The sequence below is a fragment of the Geobacillus sp. BMUD genome (assembly GCF_013096845.1).
Classification (GTDB): domain Bacteria; phylum Bacillota; class Bacilli; order Bacillales; family Anoxybacillaceae; genus Geobacillus; species Geobacillus vulcani.
Window position 1 is genome coordinate 662,247 of sequence record NZ_SDLA01000001.1, and the last position, 18,181, is coordinate 680,427.

Here is an 18,181-nt window from a genome sequence, read left to right on the forward strand (position 1 = left end):
GCCCTTTTTCTATGACGACGGCACGGATCAAAGCGACAAGTCGCGCTTGGTAAACAGGCCAATCCCTGCCGTGTAGCCGAGGACGCCGATCGTGAATAACAACAGGGAGACAGGGAGCCATTCCGCTTGGCCTTGGGCGATGTTTCCAGGCTCGAAGGCGGCAAAGATCGACCCATATCGGAGCCATTCGGCTTTCTCGGCCAGCTTGCCGATGAGATCCAAGCTGTAAAACAGAACGGTGGCTCCGCCGGATAACGACAGCGCCCGTTTTTCGTCATTGGCCATAGCGGAAAAGAAAAACGAATAACCGCTGATGGCGAAAAAGAGAAGGAACCCAACCGCATTCATGATCAGGAACCGCTCTGCATCGAGAGCATCATCGGCAACGAACCACGCGTCGGCGGCAAAGCCCGCGGCGATGGTCGAGACGCCGATCGCCGCTAATCCCGTAAGCAGTACGAGCGCTTGGGTGAAGGCGATCGTTCGCCGCGAATTCGGCGTCGCAAGCAAATAGGCCATCCAACCGCGGTCGATGGGGCGCGCCATCAGGTGATTGGCGGCGGTCACGCAGTAAATGGAACCGATTAAAATAAACAGCAAACCGTAATACTCCCCGGCAATGAATTCGAGCAGGTTGTCCATGCCGGTGATGTTGAACGCTTTGAGGATCTCGCTCGGCAGTTGCTGCAGATAATGGTTGATGGCTTTCGAATCGGCCAACGATGGGTAGATGGCGGCCATCAGCGCAATATAAAAGGCTGATCCGACCGAATAGCTGATGATCGTTTTGGCCTGCGCTTTGACCATATGTTTATATAAAGCGGTATTCATCGTTCATCCCCCCGGCGATCATAGTAATGCAGAAAAATATCTTCTAAGCTTTGCGCATGGATATCGAGGCTTTGCACCTTGTATTGGGCCAGCTCACGAATGAAGGCATCGTAGTTTCCTTGCACGGCGATGCAGACGCGGCGGCCGGCATGGTGGACGACCTCGAGCGGCGAGGCGAGCAGTTTCGCGACATCCTCTTCGCGGGACAAAATGACGTCAAACAGTTTCCGTTGCATCGATTGCAGTTCATGAACGTCATTGACCGCTATCAGACGGCCGTCTTTCATGATCGCCACTCGGTCGCACGTCCGCTCGATTTCAAGAAAGATGTGTGAAGACAAAAAGATCGTTTTCCCTTTTTGCTTTTCTTCACGGATCAGATCGATGAACGTTTGCTGCATGAGCGGGTCAAGGCCGGATGTCGGCTCATCGAGAATGATCACTTCAGGATCATGCATGAGCGCGGCGACAAGGCCGACTTTTTGCTTTGTTCCCTTGGACATTTTCCGGATCGGGAGGCGGACATCCAATTGCAACCGTTCAATCAGCTCGTCGCGGTACCGGGTCGTGTTCATTCGCCGCATCCCGGCCAGCAGGTCGAGAAATTCCATCCCGGTCATTCCTTCGGGGAAGGCGATTTCACCGGGCAAATAGCCGATTAACGCCTGCACCCGAACCGACTCGCGCCAACAGTCGAACCCTTTGATGGCGGCGCGTCCTTTCGTCGGTTTCAGAAATCCAAGCAAGTGCCGGATCGTGGTCGACTTGCCGGCGCCGTTCGGCCCTAAAAATCCGAATACTTCTCCTTCACGGACGGTTAAGGTAACATCAAAAATGCCTTTGCCGTTTGGAAAGACTTTGGTCAACTGTTGCAGTTCGATCATGGCGCGATCTCCCCCAAAATCGATTTTTGAAATATATTATATTAAATATTTTATTTTTATTATACGATGTGATTTAGAGATTCATCAATGAATTTTGTAATTTGTTTTTATTTATATTTCATTTTATTGAGAGGTAAAATAAGAGAAAGAACAATAGGGCGGAAGGTGGTACTGGATGAACGGCTTTGCTAGGCGGACAGAACAAAAAAAGCAGGCGATCAAGCAGGTGGTATTGGAGTTACTCCAGAAAATGAGGGACCCGCGCGAGGTAACGATCCAAGAGATTGCGAGACAGGCCCATGTATCGCCGGTCACGATTTACAATTATTTCGGAAGCAAGGAACATCTCATCCGCGAAACGCTCCTTGATGACGTGATCCGGCAAGTGGATGAATACGAGGCGTTTTTGAAGCAAGCGGAATCGTTTGAAGAAAAGGTGAAGCATACGATTTTCCAAGAGGTGAAATTGTTTAAAGAAGGTTGGACAGATGTGATGCTCTGCTGGATGCAGGAGGATGAAGAATTTCGCCGTTCAATCGAGCTGATAAATGAAACGCGGGTGCTGCCGCTGGTGGTGGACATGATTCGCGAAGCCCAGAAAAAAGGGGAAGTGGACCCGCGTTTATCGATCGAGGCGCTGTTGCTTTACTTGAACGGATGGCGGGAGCTGTCGGAAAAAATTCCCCCTTCCTTGTATAACGAGCGATTGGTCGAAGACATGGTGCGGCTCTTTTTTTACGGTGTGAAAGGGGAGACGCGGTGAAGCAGGAATCGGCGGGGAGTGAGGAGAATAACAAAAGAGAACAAAGGGGGAAGGAGTCACAGGATGAAGTTTGCCGTCAATGTATCGACCATGTTTACGGAGACGCCGTTTCTCGCCCGGTTTGCCAAGGCAAGGCAGCACGGATTTTCATTGGTAGAGTGCCAGTTTCCGTATGCGGCAGCGCCGGAGGCGATTGCTTGTGAGTTGGAAGCACACGAACTGTCGCTTCTGTTGATCAATTTGCCAGCGGGCGATTGGGAAAAGGGGGAGCGCGGACTCGCGATTTTTCCCGATCGTCATGAAGCGTTTCAGCGGGCGCTGGAAGAGGGGCTGCGCTATGCGGTTGAGCTTGGCGTGCCGCATCTTCATTGCATGGCTGGAGTCGTGCCGAAGGAGATGGCGCGCGAGCAGGCGAAGGAAACGTATATGCGCCGCATCGACGAAGCGGCGGCAGCGCTTGCGGTTCATGGGTTGACGCTGATGATTGAACCGATCAATCCGTTCGATATGCCCGGCTACTTTTTAACGGACATTGCGGAAGCAGCGGCGATCATCCGCGATCTCGGCCGGCCGAACATCAAGCTGCAGTATGACATCTATCATATGGCGCGGCTTGGCTTCGATGTGGCGGCCACGTTTGCTGCTTACGAGCCGCTCATTGCCCATGTCCAATTCGCCGATGCCCCCGGGCGGCATGAGCCGGGGACGGGGGCGCTGCCGTATCGCGAGATGTTCGCCTTTTTGCAAAAGCGCGGCTACAATGGAGCGATTGGCCTTGAGTATATTCCATCGCGGGAAAGCAGCGAAAGTTTGGGCTGGTATGAGGAATATCGTCGGCAGGAAGGAGGAGGACGATGACACGCGTCGGCTTTATCGGCCTAGGCGTGATGGGCTCGCGCATGGCCAGACGCCTGCTGGAAGCGGGATTCAATGTCACGGTGTACAACCGTACGCCAGAAAAAGCGGTTCCGCTTGTCAACCTTGGCGCCCGACAGGCGGCGACAGTGGCAGAACTGGCCGGCGGGGCGGATGTCATTTGCACATGCTTATCGATGCCGGATGATGTCATCAATATGTACACAGGGGAAGGTGGCATTCTCGAGGCGGCCCGTCCGGGAACGGTTTGCCTCGATTTTACAACCGTCGGCCCAAAGACGAGCCGGCTTGTGGCCGAACGGGCCCGTCAGCGCGGCATCGCCTATTTGGATGCGCCGGTCAGCGGCGGGCCGGAAGGGGCGGAACAAGGAACGCTCACGATGATGGTCGGCGGCGATCAAGCGGCGTGGGAGCAGGTGCGCCCGCTGCTTGGCGCGTTGGGAAAAACGGTCGAATATTTAGGAGAAAGCGGCGCCGGCAGCGCAGCCAAAGCGATCAACCAGTACTTGGTCGCCGTCCATTCGGTCGCCGCGGCGGAAGCGATGGTCGCCGGCGTCGCTTACGGGCTCGACGCCGGGAAGCTGTATCGGCTGCTAAAAGAAAGCTACGGAGACAGCCGGATGCTGCGCCGCCATATGGAGCAGTTCGTGCTGCCTCGTCGATTCACTCCTGGCGGGGCGGTGAAATACGTACATAAAGACGTGCGCTTGGCGAACGAGTTGATGGATGAAATCGGCCTCGGCCGCCGGCTCGGCATTCCAGCAGAAGAAGCGTTTGCCGAAGCCATCGCCGCCGGACTGGCCGATTTGGATATGTCAGCAGTCATCCAGCTGCTCGAGCAGCGGGTTGGAGTGGTGGTGAAAGAGACAGAATGAACAAAATGATCGTCAAATTCAAAAAATTCATTGAAAAAATGGAGGCGCGATGATTTAATTAGAAGTAGGGGGGGGCTGGCCCCAAAAGGTTGTTTGGGGCGAAACCGCCTGTCGATATGACGGGGATCAGAAAAGGTGTCCGATCCTCTCGGGACGCTCTTCCTGATGAAGAAAGCGGTTCGCTTTTTTTACAGATAAAAAGAAACAATGTTTCTTATTACGAAACAAAGGAGGGCGCTCATGCTTTCATTGGCATGGATTGAGGAGCTGCAGGCGTTTTTGCATCCGGAACAAATCAAACGGAATGAATCGTTCCATCCCCTTGGCAATGATGGGGCGGTGACGGTCTATCCACAAACAGAGGAAGAAATCGCTGCGGTGCTCCGCTATGCCGACCGCCATGGCAAAAAAGTCGCCATTGCCGGACGCGGCACAAAACGGGGGTTTGGCGGGCAGCGGGCGCAGGCGGACATCTTGCTGTCGTTGGAACGCTATGCCGGCATTGTCGAACACGCGGCCGCCGATATGACGGTCACGGTCAAAGCAGGAACGGTGTTTGGCGAGTTGCAGCGCGCGCTCGCTCCGTATCGGCAAAAGGTCGCCTTGGACCCGTTTTGGCCGGAGGAAGCGACGATCGGCGGGGTCATTGCCGCGAACGACAGCGGTCCGAAGCGGCTCGGCTATGGGTCAGCGCGCGATTCGGTCATCGGGCTGCGCGTCGTCTATCCCGACGGCACGGTCATCCGTTCTGGCGGCAAAGTGGTGAAAAACGTCGCCGGTTATGACATGAACAAACTGTTTATCGGGGCGATGGGGACGCTCGGCGTGCTGAGCGAGATTACGTTCAAGCTCCGGCCGCTGGCGAAATATGAAAGCGTTGTGCTGTTGTCGTTCCCAAGCGGCGATCTTCATGACATTCGCTCGTTCGCCGTTTCGTTCCTTGATACGATGATGGAGCCGGTTTGTTTTGAACTGCTCAACCCGGCGCTTGCTGAGCGGCTGACAGGACGACCGGTTTATACGCTTGTGATCGGGTTTGAAGATGTGGAAAGCGCCGTTCATTATCAAGAGCAGTGGGTCGAACGCCTGCGGCCGCAAACAGCGGAAATGGCCGTTTTCGCCGGCGCGGAGGCTTCCGCCTTTTGGCGGACGTTTTATACCGTGGCGCCAAACGGGCGTCTGGCGCCGGCAGAAAACGGTGTGGAAGCGGCAGTGAAAATCGGGGTTGTCAACTTGGATGTGCTCTCCGTCTTGCGAGAAAGCGCTTTAATTGCGGACCGCTGCCATGTCCGCCTCGAAGCGCACGGCGGGTTGGGCCATGGGCTTTGTCAGGCGTACGTGCGCGGCGGCGAAAAGGACGTGTTGACGGCGATCGAGGAGCTGCGTCAAACGGCAGTTCGCCTCGGCGGCTACGCGGTGGTGAAACATTTGCCGTTTTCGCTGCGTCAGCGCATCGATGTCTGGGGCGCCAAGCCATCGTACTTTTTCTTGCTTGAGGGCATCAAACGGAAAGTCGATCCAAACAAAACGGTCAACGATCAGCGCTTTATTGGGGGGATTTAATGATGAACGCCATGACAAGTGAGCGGACGGGCAGTCCGGCGTGTGCGGCCGCGAGCCTTGGCAACTACCGGTTCGCCGATTTGCCCGACCCAAGCAAGTGGGCCGATTGCGTCCATTGCGGCATGTGTTTGGAGTCGTGCCCGACGTACGAACAAACCGGCCAGGAGCAGCACTCCCCGCGCGGCCGCGTCCATTTGATGAAGTCGGTCGGGGAAGGGAAGCTTGATTTAACGCCGGATTTGCTTGACCCGATTTTTACGTGCTTGGATTGCCGCGCCTGTACGACGGCTTGCCCGGCCGATGTCGACGTCGGCGGTCTGATTGAACAAGTGCGCGGCCAGCTTCGCCAGGCGGTGCCGCTTACAGGCTGGAAGGCGTTTGTCAGCGACTTTTTCTTAAAAGGGGTGTTCCCGCACCCGTCGCGCCTTGATTGGCTGGGCCGCTTGTTGAAGCTGTACCAAAAAAGCGGGCTGCAGACGGTGGCGCGCAAAACCGGCTTGCTGCGGGTGATGCCGGACCATTTGGCGGAGATGGAGGCCGTTTTGCCCGAGGTCGGCACGCCGGTGCGGAAAAAGTATAAGCGCGCGCCGCTCATCAAGGCGAAGGGGGAAACAAAGCGGACGGTCGCGATCTTGACCGGTTGCGTGATGGACGTGATGTTTAGCGACATTAACGAGGCGACGATCCGCGTATTGGCGCGAAACGGCAACGACGTCGTCATCGTGCCGAACCAGACGTGCTGCGGGGCGCTTCATGTGCATGCCGGCGACCGCGAAACGGGCCGGAAGCTCGCTAGGCAAAACATCGAGGCGTTTCAGCATGTCGACCATGTCATTGTCAACGCCGCCGGCTGCGGCTGCATGTTGAAAGAATATCCGGAACTGTTCCGCGACGATCCGGAATGGCATGAAAAAGCAGAGCAATTTGCCGCCAAAGTCGAGGATGTGTCAAAGTTTCTGCATGATACCGGTTTTGAGCGGCCGCGAGCCGAACTGAACGTGCGCATCACGTACCATGATGCGTGCCACCTTGCCCACGGCCAAGGCATCCGCCAAGAGCCGCGCGCCTTGCTTGAAAGCATTCCGGGGGTGGAAATGGTTGCCATGCCGAACGCCGACCGCTGCTGCGGCAGTGCGGGCATTTACAACATCACCCATCCGGAGATGGCGCAAGCGGTGCTGGAGAGCAAAATGCAACACGTGCCGCAAGAGGTGGAACTCATCTCGATGGGCAACCCGGGCTGCATGCTGCAAATGGCGCTTGGCGTCATGAAACATGGCCGAACCCAAAAAATCGTCCATACGGTGCAGCTGCTCGATTGGGCGTATCAAAAAGAAGAAGGGAAGGACGTGCGCATATGAGAAAGCGGCCGATTGCAACGAACGACCCGCACATTCAGGCGCTCGCCGGCATCGTCGGCGAAACGGCGATTTTGTACCGCAAGGAAGACTTGATCGCCTATGACTGCGACGGGTTCACCGTCCACCGCCATTTGCCAAGGGCCGTTGTCTTTCCAAACAGCACTGAGGAAGTGGCGGCAATCGTCAACTATTGCCATAAGCATGACCTTCCGTTTCTCGCCCGCGGCGCCGGCACGGGGCTAAGCGGCGGAGCGATTCCGTTAAACGGCGAAGTCGTCATCAGCTTAACGCGGATGAAGCGGCTGTTGCATGTGGACTTGGAAAATCGCCGCGCCGTTGTCGAACCGGGGTTTGTCAATTTGAAGCTGACGAACTCGGTCGCCCACCGCGGCTATTACTACGCGCCCGACCCGTCAAGCCAATATTGCTGCACGATCGGCGGCAACGTCGCGGAAAACGCCGGCGGCGCCCATTGCTTGAAATATGGGGTGACGACAAACCATATTTTAGGGCTTGAAGTCGTCTTGCCAACCGGCGAAGTGATTGAAATCGGCGGAAACGGCGTCCCCGATCCGCCCGGCTACGATTTGCTCGGGCTGCTGACCGGGTCGGAAGGGACGCTTGGCATCGTGACGAAAATTACCGTCCGCCTGTTGAAAAATCCCGAGGCGAAACAGACGGTGCTCGCTTATTTTGATGAAGTCGAAGACGCGAGCCAAACCGTTTCCGACATCATTTCCGCCGGGATTGTGCCGGCGGCGCTCGAGATGATGGATCAAACCGCCATCGAGGCGGTCGAAGCGGCCGCGTTTCCGGTGGGGCATCCGAAAGACATCGCCGCGCTGTTGCTCATTGAAGTGGATGGCATTTCCGCTGGAATCGACGAACAAATCAACGATATTTTAACGATTTGCCGCCGCCATCGTGTGCGCGAAGTGAAAGTCGCTCAGTCAGAGGAAGAACGAGCCCGCTGGTGGGCGAATCGGAAAACCGGCTTTGGCGCCATGGGGGCGATCTCGCCTGACTATTTAGTGCAGGATGGCGTCATTCCGCGCAGCCGTCTGCCGGAAGTGCTGCGGGAAATCGCCGCGATCAGCCGCAGGTATGGACTGAGAATCGCCAACATTTTCCACGCCGGCGACGGCAATTTGCACCCGCTTGTGCTGTTTGACGCGAGCAAGCCTGGGGAGACGGAGCGGGCGCTTGCCGCCGGAAGCGAATGCCTCAAGGCGTGCGCGGCGGTCGGCGGATCGATTACAGGGGAACATGGCGTTGGCATTGAGAAAAAAGAAGAGATGCGCTTCATTTTCACTGATGAGGAAATTTTGGCGCAAACGGCGATCCGCGATGTGTTCAATCCGAAAAATTTGCTCAATGCCGGCAAGCTGTTTCCGACGCCGGGGCGGTGCGTCGAGACGAAACAAGCGCCGTCGACAGTCAAATGAAAATGTTGCAAAAACGATTGCCAGTCGTTTGCTTTCATGGTATCATCTTTTTAAGCCAATTAAGAAACAGTGTTTCTTAATAAGAAACAAGAGGGGGAGAAGAGAACGATGGGCGAATACGTACAAAAAGGCAACATTCAAGTCGCGAAAGTGTTGTACGACTTTGTCAACGAGGAGCTTCTGCCGAACAGTGGGGTGGATCAAGACAAGTTTTGGCGCGATTTCGGCGCGCTCATTGCCGATCTGACGCCGCGCAACAAAGAATTGCTCGCCCGCCGCGACGAAATTCAAAAACAATTGAATGAGTGGCATAAAGCGCATCGCGGCCGCTTTGATTTCAATGAATACAAATCGTTTTTGACAGACATCGGCTATTTGGAGCCGGAAGTGGAAGATTTCGAGATTACAACGGACAACGTGGACGACGAAATCACCGTGCAAGCCGGGCCGCAGCTCGTCGTGCCGCTGACGAACGCCCGCTATGCGTTAAACGCCGCCAACGCCCGCTGGGGCAGCTTGTATGATGCGCTTTACGGGACGGACGCCATTAGTGAAGAAGACGGCGCTGAGCGCGGTTCGTCATACAACCCGGTGCGCGGGGCGAAAGTGATCGCCTACGGGCGGCAGTTTTTGGATGAAGCGGTGCCGCTGGCGCAATATTCCCATAAAGACGCTGTCCAGTACGCCATTGTGGATGGGCAGCTCGTCGTGACCATCGAAGGGGGGGCGACGACGGGGCTGAAAGAGCCGGAAAAATTCGTCGGCTTCCAAGGTGAGCCGCAACGCCCGACGGCGGTATTGCTCAAAAACAACGGCCTTCATATTGAAATTCAAATCGACCGCGAACATCCGGTCGGCAAAACAGATCAAGCCGGTGTGAAAGACATCGTCTTAGAAGCGGCGGTGACGACGATCATGGACGGCGAAGATTCGGTCGCAGCTGTCGATGCCGAGGATAAAGTGGTCGTGTATCGCAACTTGTTTGGTTTGATAAAAGGTGATTTGACCGCGACGTTTGAGAAAAACGGCAAAATGATGACGCGCACCTTGAATCCGGACCGCGTCTACAAAACGCCGGATGGCGGGGAGCTCGTGCTGCCGGGCCGCTCGCTCATGTTCGTGCGCAACGTCGGGCACTTAATGACGAACAACGCCATTTTGGATGCGAACGGCGAAGAAGTGCACGAAGGGATCATCGACGCGGTGATTACCAGCTTGATCATGAAACATTCGCTGATCGGCAACACCCGCTACTTGAACTCGCGCAAAGGTTCGATTTACATCGTCAAGCCGAAAATGCACGGGTCGGCGGAAGTGGCGTTTGCTAACGAGCTGTTTGACCGCGTCGAAGATTTGCTCGGCCTTGAGCGGAATACGATCAAAATCGGCGTGATGGATGAAGAGCGCCGCACGTCGCTTAACTTGAAAAACTGCATCTACCAAGTGCGCGACCGCATCGTGTTCATCAACACCGGCTTCCTTGACCGAACAGGCGACGAAATTCACACGTCGATGGAAGCGGGGCCGATGTTGCGCAAAAACGAGATGAAATCATCGACGTGGCTGCAGGCGTACGAAAAATCGAACGTCGCCGTTGGGCTTGCCGCCGGCTTCCGCGGCCGGGCGCAAATCGGCAAAGGGATGTGGGCGATGCCGGATTTGATGGCGGAAATGCTGAAGCAAAAAGGAGCGCAATTAAAAGCCGGCGCCAATACAGCATGGGTGCCGTCGCCGACAGCGGCCACACTTCATGCGCTTCATTACCATCAAGTGAACGTCGCCGCTGTGCAAAGCGAGCTGGCAAACGAACGGCGCGATTACCGCGACGACATTTTGCAAATTCCGGTCGTCGACAACCCGCAATGGACGGCGGAAGACATTCAAGAGGAGCTTGACAACAACTGCCAAAGCATTTTAGGCTATGTCGTCCGTTGGATCGACCAAGGGATCGGCTGCTCGAAAGTGCCGGATATCCACAACATCGGACTGATGGAAGACCGGGCGACGCTTCGCATCTCGAGCCAAATTCTCGCCAACTGGCTCCATCACGGCATTTGCACGAAAGAGCAAGTGCTGGAAACGCTGAAGCGCATGGCGAAAGTCGTCGACGAACAAAACGCCGGCGATCCGAACTACCGCCCGATGGCGCCGAACTACGACGATTCGGTGGCGTTCCAAGCGGCATGCGATCTCATTTTCCTCGGCTACGAACAGCCAAACGGCTATACGGAGCCGATTTTGCACCGCCGCCGTCAAGAAGCGAAAGCGAAATTTGCCGCCATTCAGCAGTAAATGCCGAAAGCTGTATAAGGAACAAGGAATGGATGACCTTGTTCCTTCTTATCTACTTTGGTCAGAAAATTAAGAAAATAAAACAAAGAAAGGAGGCAGCTCCTAGTTACTACTGGCCGGTTGTTCAGTGCAAAGCAGCACAAAAGGCGGTACAACGGAATAGGGGAAGGCTAGTAGCTAGGGATCAGTGATGGAACATTTGCGAGAACGAGCGTTGCTTGTCCATCGGCAGGCAAGAGGAAAGCTGTCAGTTGAAGTGAAAGTGCCGGTCGTGAATGCCAATGATTTAAGTCTCATTTATTCGCCGGGAGTGGCTGAACCGTGCAAAGAAATTTACGTCGACCAAGATGAAATGTACAACTACACCGTGAAAGGCAATTTCGTCGCGGTAGTTTCCAACGGCACAGCGGTGCTTGGGCTTGGCAACATTGGCGCGCGGGCGGCGCTTCCGGTCATGGAAGGGAAAGCGGCTTTGTTTAAAGCGTTTGCCGGCATTGATGCCGTGCCGCTTTGCCTCGATACCGAAGATCCGGATGAGTTTATTCAGGCGGTCAAGTTGCTTGAACCGACGTTTGGCGGCATCAACTTGGAGGACATCGCCGCTCCGGCCTGCTTTGTCATTGAAGAGCGCCTCCGCCAAGAGATGGCGATCCCGGTGTTTCACGATGATCAGCATGGCACGGCGATTGTCGTGGCCGCCGGGCTGACGAACGCCTTGAAAGTGGTTGGCAAACCGCTTGCCGATTGCCGGGTGGTCATCAACGGCGCCGGCGCCGCCGGGGTGGCGATCGCCAAACTGTTGCTGTCGATGGGGGTTGGTGAACTGATCGTTTGCGACACAAAAGGAGCGATTTATGAAGGGCGCCCGCATGGGATGAACGTCATCAAGGAAGAAATTGCCCGGCAAACGAACCACCGCCGTATCTCCGGGACGCTGGCGGACGTCATTCACGGTGCGGATGTGTTTATCGGTGTCTCGGTCGCCGGGGCGTTGACGCCGGCGATGGTTCGGACGATGAACCGCGAGGCGGTCGTATTCGCTTTGGCCAATCCGGTGCCTGAGATCATGCCGGATGAGGCGAAAGCCGCTGGGGCGGCCATTGTCGCGACCGGCCGGTCGGATTTGCCGAACCAAGTGAACAACGTGTTGGCGTTCCCTGGCATTTTTCGCGGCGCGCTCGATGTGCGGGCGACGCAAATTAATGAGGCGATGAAGATTGCCGCTGCCAAAGCCATCGCCGGGTTGATCCGGCCGGAAGAGCTGACGGAAGAGTATGTCATCCCGAATCCGTTTGACCGGCGCGTCGTCGAGGCGGTCGCTTCCGCCGTCGCCCGCGCCGCCATGGAGACCGGGGTGGCTCGAGTCAAGGAAAAAGCTGAGGAACAAAATCGGGTCAGAGAGGGGTAGCCATCGATGAAATTTGCCCGTTTTCTTGCCGACGGCGCCATTCGCGCCGGTGTGGTAAACGGTGAAGTGATCCGCGAAATCGAAGGAAATATGTTTACCGCTTGGGATTATACGGGAAACGTCTTTCACTATGATCGCGTTTCGCTCGTGGCGCCGCTTGTCCCGCGCCATGTGATCGGCATTGGCGCCAACTATGTGGCCTCCAGTGAACAGCTGCCGGTGGAACTGCCAGATATTCCTGTCTTTTTCTTTAAACCATCCTCGTCGGTCGTCGGGCCGGAAGCGGAGGTGGTCATTCCGAGCGGGATTGGTGAAGTGAAATTTGAATCCGAGCTGGCGGTTGTGATCGGCCAAGAGGCAAAGCAGGTGAGCGAAGAGGACGTGTGGTCGTATATTTTCGGCTATACAGTCGCCAACGATGTCACCGCGCCACAGTTTTTCCACCCGGATGGCCATTGGACGATCGGCAAATCGTTTGATACGTTCACTCCGCTCGGCCCCGTGATTGAAACAGAGCTTGATCCTCGAACCGTATCGGTGAAAGCGCGGGTGAACGGCGAGGAAAAGCAAAACAGTCCGACCGGGCTGATGATCATTTCGCTCAGCAAAATGATTTCGTATTTGTCCCATGTCATGACGCTGCAGCCGGGCGACGTCATTTTGACGGGAAGCCCGGTCGGCGCCGAGCTTGTCGGCCCGGGGACGGTGGTGGAGTGCGAGGTGGACGGCATCGGCATGCTCCGCAATACGTTCGTTGCCGCCCAAACGCCGGCCGTTTCCATCCGACGTTCATAACGAACATGCGGCATCCTTGGGCCAAACACGGCATCAGGCGCGTCCTGATGGTGAATGCGTCCCGTCCGTTAAGGCGGCGCTGCCGTTGCCATGCGCGCCGGTGTGGCTCTTTTTGCCTGCAAAAGCCCGGCCGTTCGTGTATAATGGCGAGCGGAGAGAATCAATCGAGGTGAAAGTAATGGAAAAGGAAAACACGGTCAAATCGGTCCGCCGGGCGTTGCAAATTATCGAAATCGTCAGCACGAAAAAGGATGGGCTGGGTGTGACGGAAATCGCGAAGCAAATGGACATCAACAAAAGTTCGGTATACCGTATTTTAACGACGCTTGCCCAATACGGCTATATCGAACAACATCCGGAAACGGAGCGGTACAAGCTTGGCTACAAGTTTTTGGAGCTCAGCTCGAAGCTGCTTGATTCGATCGATTTGCGCCAGGAGGCGAAGCCATATTTGCGCCAGCTCGAAAAAGAAACGAATGAGGTGATCCACCTCGTCGTCTATGACCAGGGGGAAGTCATTTATATTGAAAAATTGGAAGGGACGGAGACGTTGCGCATGCACTCGAAAGTCGGCAAGCGGGCTCCGATGCACTGCACGGCGGTTGGCAAGGCGATTTTGGCGCATTTGCCGCCAGCGGTGGCTTCGGAGATCATTGAGCGGAAAGGACTGCCGAAGCATACCGATCGGACGATCACCAGCCGCGAGGCATTTTTCTGTGAGCTTGAGACTATCCGGCAAAACGGATATGCGCTTGATTTGGAAGAAAACGAGTACGGCATCCGCTGTGTTGCTGTTCCGATTTTTGATTATACTGGCAGCGTCGTCGCGGCGATCAGCGTTTCCGGCCCAACGATCCGCATGACGGACGACCGTATCACAGCGCTCGCTGTGCGCATGCGCCAGATCGGCAAAGAACTGTCAGCAAGACTCGGCTATCGTGGAGCCCATTCCGTCCAGCTGTAGCGGCTGGACGTTTTTTGTGCGAAGAAGAATGGCCAACAGGCCGCCCGGCCCATGTGGACGCCGCCTTGGCGGGGAAGATGGGGGAAGGCATCCTTTTTCCCAAACCGTTCAAATACAATGGAAAAGGACTGCCTCCTCGTGGGTGTTTTTTGTAGTGAAAACAGATGGAATGTATGTACAATAGAAGCGAGGTGATATGTGACGTGAAAAAACAGACGCTTTCGGAATGGATGGAACAGCTTCGCCAAGATCCGAATGTCGTGTATTGGCATGAAATCGAACCGAAAGAAGCGAATTTCGCGCCGTTTCCAGATGGACTTGATCCGCGCCTGCGCGCGGCGCTGGAGGTTCGCGGCATCGGCGCGTTGTATACGCACCAGGCCGCAGCATACAAGGCCGTGCAAAGCGGACAAAACATCGTTGCCGTTACGCCGACCGCTTCTGGGAAAACGCTTTGCTACAATTTGCCGGTTCTTGATGCCATTGCTAAAGAGCCGTCGAGCCGTGCTCTGTATATCTTTCCAACGAAAGCGCTCGCGCAAGATCAAAAAAACGAATTAAACGAGATCATCGCCAAGATGGGAGTGCCGATTTACAGCCATACATACGACGGCGACACGGCGCCGGCGCTGCGGCAAAAAATCCGTCAGGCAGGCCATATTGTCATCACCAACCCAGACATGCTCCATACGGCCATTTTGCCGCACCATACGAAATGGATTTCTCTTTTTGAACAGCTGCGCTACGTCGTCATTGATGAGCTGCATACATACCGGGGCGTGTTCGGCAGCCATGTGGCGAACGTCATCCGCCGCTTAAAGCGCATTTGCGCCTTTTACGGGAGTCGACCGACGTTTATTTGCGCCTCGGCGACGATCGCCAATCCGAAAGAGTTGGCGGAGCGACTGATTGGCGAATCGGTGACGCTTATTGACAACAACGGGGCGCCGCGCGGGCGGAAATATTTCGTGTTTTACAATCCGCCGGTTGTCGAGCGGACGATGAACATCCGCCAAAGCGCGACAAAAACGGCCGTGGAGCTCGCAAGACAGTTGCTTGTCAACCGTATTCCGACGATCGTTTTCGCGCGCAGCCGTGTCCGTGTGGAGTTGATTTTAAGTCGCTTGCAGGCGGCAGTGAATGAACGGATCGGCGAAACGACGATCCGCGGCTACCGCGGCGGCTACTTGCCAAACGAGCGGCGCGCCATTGAAAAAGGGTTGCGCAGCGGCGAAGTTATTGGAGTGGTCAGCACGAATGCGCTCGAGCTCGGCGTTGACATCGGTCAATTGCAAGCGTGCATCTTAACAGGGTATCCGGGAACGATCGCCAGCACGTGGCAGCAAGCCGGACGCGCCGGCCGGCGCCAAGACGATTCGCTCGTTGTCATGATCGCAAGCGCAAGCCCCCTTGATCAATACATCATCTCCCATCCGGAATACTTTTTTGCCCGTTCGCCGGAGACGGCGCGCATCAACCCGGACAATCTGCTCATTTTGGTCGATCATCTCAAATGTGCCGCCTATGAGCTTCCGTTCCGGCGCGGCGAGACGTTCGGCGGCGTTGAGGTCGAAGAGGTGCTCGATTTTTTGGCTGAGCAAGGGGTGCTCCACGAACGCGCTGGGCGTTGGCATTGGATGAGCGACGCATTTCCGGCGCATGATATCAGCTTGCGCTCCGCGGCGCAGGAAAACGTCGTCATCATTGATATTTCTGACACCGCCCGCCATCGCGTCATCGGTGAAATGGACCGCTTCAGCGCGATGACGCTGCTTCACGACGAAGCGATTTATTTGCACGAAGGAACGCAATACCAAGTCGAAAAGCTCGACTGGGAGGAGAAAAAGGCGTACGTCCGCCAAGTCGATGTCGAATATTTCACCGATGCGAATTTGGCGGTGCAGCTTGAGGTGCTGTCAGAAGACCGGAGAGAGGCATACGGATCCATGACGGTGCATTACGGAGATGTATCGGTTCGGGCGATGGCGACGATTTTTAAAAAGATCAAGCTGTCGACATTTGAAAATATCGGTTCCGGGCCGATTCGGCTTCCGGAGGAAACGCTTCATACATCGGCCGCGTGGATCGAATGGGAGGCGGTGCCGCCGCGCTTTTCCTCGGCGCTGTTTGAGCAATTGCTGATTGGCATCGCCAATGTGCTTGGTCATCTCGTGCCGGTGTTTGTCATGTGCGACCGCTCTGACGTTCACGTCGTGCCGCAGCTTAAGGCGCCGCATTCTGGACGGCCGACGATTTTCCTTTATGATCGCTATCCAGGCGGAGTCGGCCTGTCGGAGGCGGTATTTGAACAGTGTGAAGAGATCATGGAGCGCGCGAAGGAATGGGTTGAACGTTGCCCGTGTGCGGACGGGTGTCCATCATGCATCGGTGTTTCGGGCGCCAACGGATTGTCAGTGAAACGCGAGCTTGTTATGTTTTTACACGAACAGACTGTCGATCGAACGGGTCCATCGATTTAGGGGAATGATGTACAATGCGATGGAGTCGGCGTCGACAAAAGGAGGGTCGAACGGATGAAGCCGAAGTTGGCGCAATGGAAACAATTGCTTGCCGCCCGGCATAAAAAGGAGAACGATGAAGAAAAAGAAGAAGAGAAACCGGGCGGGCAGCCTGTGACGGACGTGCCGTATGCCGACGTTTGGCGGGAGTACGGCGCCAAGCCGCATTGGTTTGCCGGTGATTATTGCCTCATTCGGGAAACGGTGTATCCGCTTGACTATCAGCACGGCCGCTATCGGCTCGGAGCGCTGTATGAGGTGCACGAAAGATGGCAGGAGGCGCCGTTTTCCCATCCGCTCTCCTGCCGCGGCTTTGCCGTTAGCGACTTATTCTTTTTTGATACAGAAACGATGGGGCTTTCAAGCGGAGCGGGGAACATCATGTTTTTGCTTGGCCATGCCCGCGTGCTTGGCGACCGCATCGTTGTCCGCCAGCACGTTTTGCCGCATCCGGGGGCGGAAGCGGCGCTCTATCAAAGTTTTTTATCCGATGTCGATTATACGACCCTTGTGACCTATAACGGAAAAGCGTTCGACTGGCCGCGTCTAAAAACGCGCCATGCCCTCATCCGCGATAGGGTGCCAAAATTGCCGGCGTTCGGCCATTTTGATTTGTATCATGCCGCCCGCCGCTTATGGAAAGAGAAATTGGATTCGCTGCGCCTGACGGAAGTCGAGCGGCACATTCTCCATGTCGAGCGTGACGATGATGTGCCGGGCTTTTTGGCGCCGATGATGTACAAGGAGTTTTTGCAAACCCCTCATCCAGACCGGCTCATGCCAGTATTGCGCCATAACGAGCGCGACGTGTTGTCGCTCATTGCTCTCTACATTCACTTATCCGTTCAGTTGCTTGAAGCGGATCGGCTCGCTGACCTACAGGAGCAGTTGGCCGCCGCCCGTTGGTTCGAAGCGGTCGGGGAAACAGCGGCTGCTAGAGGGGTGTACGAGGGAGCAAGCGGCAAAGAAGCGAAGGAAGCGCAGGCGGCGAAATGGCAGCTTTCGCTTTTGTATCGAAAGGACAAACGGTACGAAGAAGCTGCTCTCCTTTGGCGCGACTTATTTGTTCACGGAAATGGCTATTGGAAGGCGAAGGCCGGGCTTGAACTGGCGAAGGTGTATGAACATTATTTCCGGGATGCGGCGGAAGCGTACCGCTATGCCGCTATGGCGTATGAAGCGTGGCGATCGCTCGCGAAACGGAGCCGGCAGCATAGTGAAAAAGAAGAGGCGGAATGGCGCAAACGGCTCGTGCGGCTTGAACGCAAAAAGCAAAAGGAATAAATGAGCGTCCGCCCATTTCCCTGGCAAGCGCAAAATGTGACAGAAAACGAAAACATTTCGTCTTTTTGTTGAGAATCTTGTAGAAAAAAGAAAAAATGTGTACAATGGCATCGGAATCAATGAAAACGATGGCAGGGAGAAGAAGACGATGCGGAGCATGTACAAGAAAATTTTGTATCTCTTTTTTATTGTCGTCGGTTTGACGTTTGTCGTGTTCAATTATGTATATTGACGAATGGCGAGACATCCCGCAACACATAACGGCTTCAAAAAGACGAACGACGATGCCAAAACATCCGAAGCACCGGGGGCGGGAGAGCC

General features: G+C 55.5%; 14 protein-coding genes. 12 read left to right on the plus strand and 2 right to left on the minus strand.

Annotated features, from left to right (window positions below; genetic code table 11):
- Positions 1 to 27: 27 nt before the first annotated feature.
- Both ETC05_RS03205 and ETC05_RS03210 read right to left on the minus strand, forming a co-directional pair.
- Positions 28 to 831 carry an ABC transporter permease subunit gene (locus tag ETC05_RS03205; RefSeq protein WP_171660355.1) on the minus strand — a complete coding sequence of 268 codons (804 nt, stop codon included), beginning with the start codon at positions 829 to 831 and terminating at the stop codon, positions 28 to 30.
- Positions 828 to 1,715, minus strand: coding sequence for an ABC transporter ATP-binding protein (locus ETC05_RS03210; protein WP_171660356.1), 888 nt, complete (start codon positions 1,713 to 1,715; stop codon positions 828 to 830). The genes ETC05_RS03205 and ETC05_RS03210 overlap by 4 nt, the downstream gene beginning before the upstream one ends.
- Before the next feature lie 175 nt (positions 1,716 to 1,890).
- On the opposite strand from ETC05_RS03210, the gene ETC05_RS03215 reads away from it, so the two are divergent.
- From ETC05_RS03215 to ETC05_RS03270, 12 genes are all read left to right on the plus strand, one after another.
- Positions 1,891 to 2,478 (plus strand): TetR/AcrR family transcriptional regulator, encoded by a 588-nt coding sequence (locus tag ETC05_RS03215; protein WP_171660357.1) that lies wholly within the window; start codon positions 1,891 to 1,893, stop codon positions 2,476 to 2,478.
- Positions 2,479 to 2,541: 63 nt separating this feature from the next.
- On the plus strand, positions 2,542 to 3,336 hold the full coding sequence (locus tag ETC05_RS03220; RefSeq protein ID WP_144974193.1) for a hydroxypyruvate isomerase family protein: 795 nt from the start codon (positions 2,542 to 2,544) through the stop codon (positions 3,334 to 3,336).
- Positions 3,333 to 4,229, plus strand: a complete 897-nt coding sequence (locus tag ETC05_RS03225; RefSeq protein WP_171660358.1) for an NAD(P)-dependent oxidoreductase — start codon at positions 3,333 to 3,335, stop codon at positions 4,227 to 4,229. The genes ETC05_RS03220 and ETC05_RS03225 overlap by 4 nt, the downstream gene beginning before the upstream one ends.
- Positions 4,230 to 4,469: 240 nt before the next feature.
- Positions 4,470 to 5,792 carry an FAD-binding oxidoreductase gene (locus ETC05_RS03230; RefSeq protein ID WP_171660359.1) on the plus strand — a complete coding sequence of 441 codons (1,323 nt, stop codon included), beginning with the start codon at positions 4,470 to 4,472 and terminating at the stop codon, positions 5,790 to 5,792.
- The gene (locus tag ETC05_RS03235) at positions 5,792 to 7,153 is read left to right on the plus strand and encodes a (Fe-S)-binding protein (RefSeq protein ID WP_171660360.1); all 1,362 of its coding nucleotides are present in this window, start codon (positions 5,792 to 5,794) and stop codon (positions 7,151 to 7,153) included. The genes ETC05_RS03230 and ETC05_RS03235 overlap by 1 nt, the downstream gene beginning before the upstream one ends.
- On the plus strand, positions 7,150 to 8,598 hold the full coding sequence (locus ETC05_RS03240; RefSeq protein ID WP_171660361.1) for an FAD-binding oxidoreductase: 1,449 nt from the start codon (positions 7,150 to 7,152) through the stop codon (positions 8,596 to 8,598). Before ETC05_RS03235 ends, ETC05_RS03240 begins: the two co-directional genes overlap by 4 nt.
- A 108-nt stretch (positions 8,599 to 8,706) precedes the next feature.
- Positions 8,707 to 10,890 carry a malate synthase G gene (locus ETC05_RS03245; RefSeq protein ID WP_171660362.1) on the plus strand — a complete coding sequence of 728 codons (2,184 nt, stop codon included), beginning with the start codon at positions 8,707 to 8,709 and terminating at the stop codon, positions 10,888 to 10,890.
- 190 nt (positions 10,891 to 11,080) lie between these two features.
- A complete protein-coding gene (locus ETC05_RS03250) occupies positions 11,081 to 12,298 on the plus strand; it encodes an NAD(P)-dependent malic enzyme (protein ID WP_031409846.1) in 1,218 nt (405 codons plus the stop codon).
- 6 nt (positions 12,299 to 12,304) lie between these two features.
- Positions 12,305 to 13,093 (plus strand): fumarylacetoacetate hydrolase family protein, encoded by a 789-nt coding sequence (locus tag ETC05_RS03255; protein WP_144974207.1) that lies wholly within the window; start codon positions 12,305 to 12,307, stop codon positions 13,091 to 13,093.
- Between the two features lie 178 nt (positions 13,094 to 13,271).
- Positions 13,272 to 14,057, plus strand: coding sequence for an IclR family transcriptional regulator (locus tag ETC05_RS03260; protein WP_171660414.1), 786 nt, complete (start codon positions 13,272 to 13,274; stop codon positions 14,055 to 14,057).
- Positions 14,058 to 14,260: 203 nt separating this feature from the next.
- Complete coding sequence (locus tag ETC05_RS03265; protein WP_171660363.1) at positions 14,261 to 16,537, plus strand: DEAD/DEAH box helicase; 2,277 nt, start codon at positions 14,261 to 14,263, stop codon at positions 16,535 to 16,537.
- Between the two features lie 54 nt (positions 16,538 to 16,591).
- On the plus strand, positions 16,592 to 17,860 hold the full coding sequence (locus ETC05_RS03270; protein WP_171660364.1) for a ribonuclease H-like domain-containing protein: 1,269 nt from the start codon (positions 16,592 to 16,594) through the stop codon (positions 17,858 to 17,860).
- Positions 17,861 to 18,181: the final 321 nt, after the last annotated feature.